1 protein-coding gene is annotated in these 1,347 nt (G+C 68.6%); it reads left to right on the top strand.

The window, feature by feature from the left end:
* Positions 1 to 72 precede the first annotated feature (72 nt).
* Positions 73 to 1,310, top strand: a protein-coding gene (locus ACFZB3_RS50110; protein ID WP_391390614.1) for an IS3 family transposase whose coding sequence is annotated in 2 segments (ribosomal slippage) — positions 73 to 403 and positions 403 to 1,310 — 1,239 coding nt in all. Because the reading frame shifts where the segments join, the coding sequence is not laid out codon by codon here.
* Positions 1,311 to 1,347 lie beyond the last annotated feature (37 nt).

The raw sequence follows: 1,347 nt of genomic DNA, 5'->3' as shown, positions 1-1,347 counted from the left end.
GGAGCCTCCCCCTGAGTGGTGGACACGCTGATACTGGATCTGCTTGATCCGGAGGAAGCGAGAAGACCGCCGATGGCGATGAAGGACTATTCGGACGAGTTCAAGGCCGATGCCGTGGCCCTGTACGAGTCCACACCCGGGGCGATCTACAAGAGCATCGCTGCTGACCTGGGCATCAACCGGGCGACCCTGCGTGAGTGGGTGCTGCGGGACCGTGAACGCCGTGACGTCACCGCCGCGGCTGCGAGGCCGGGCGTCCAGCCTCGGGAGGCGGTGCCGTCCGCCGATCCGGACGAGCGGGTCCGACAGCTGGAGGCCCGGGTGGCCGAGCTCGAGGCAAGTGAGCGCAAGCTCGCCACCGAGCGGGACATCCTCCGCAAGGCGGCCAAGTATTTCGCCGGAGAGACGAACTGGTGATCAGCCGCTTCCAGTTCGTTGACGACCATCGCAGCACCTACGAGGTGAAGCGGCTCTGCCAGGTCCTGGACATGAACCGGTCCAGCTACTACAAGTGGCTCGCCGGCGCCGAGGCCCGGGCCACCCGGCAGCGCCAGGACCGGATCCTGGCCGAGGAGATCCGCGAGATCCACGGCGAGTCCGGCGGCGCCTACGGCTCCCCGCGAGTGACGGCCGAGCTCCGCGAGAAAGGGCGGCGGGTCAACGAGAAGCGGGTCGCCCGGATCATGCGGACGTTCTCCATCACCGGCATCCGCCTGCGCAGACGCGTGCGCACCACCGTCCCGGACCCGGCCACCTCACCAGTCCCGGACCTGTTCCAGCGGGACTTCACCGCCACCGAGCCGGGGCGCAAATACATGGGCGACATCACATATCTCCCACTCGCAGGCGGGGAGTTCCTCTACCTCGCGACCGTGCTGGACTGCTTCAGCCGCAAGGTCGTCGGCTGGTCCATCGCCGACCACATGCGCACCGGCCTGGTCGCCGACGCACTGCAGATGGCAGCCTCGACCCGCGGCCGCCTGGACGGCGCCGTGTTCCACTCCGACCACGGAGCCCAATACGGATCGAGGGCCTTCGCCGGCCTCTGCGACCAACTCGGGGTCACCCGGTCGATGGGCGCGGTCGGCACCAGCGCCGACAACGCCGCCTGCGAAAGCTTCCACGCCTCCCTGAAACGCGAGACCCTCCAGGGCGCCCACGACTACGGCGACGCCGACACCTGCCGCCGGACCGTCTTCGCCTGGCTGGCCCGCTACAACACCCGCCGCCGGCACTCCGCCAACGGCCACCTCAGCCCCAACGAATACGAACACCGACACCACACCGCTAAACTCACGCTCGCCGCGTGATCAATAACCGCGTGCCCACCTTCACGGGGGAAGGCCC

The organism is Streptomyces sp. NPDC008092, assembly GCF_042957285.1.
GTDB lineage: Bacteria > Actinomycetota > Actinomycetes > Streptomycetales > Streptomycetaceae > Streptomyces.
The sequence above is the reverse complement of the archived record's forward strand: the minus strand, read 5'-3'. Positions and strand labels throughout refer to the sequence as shown.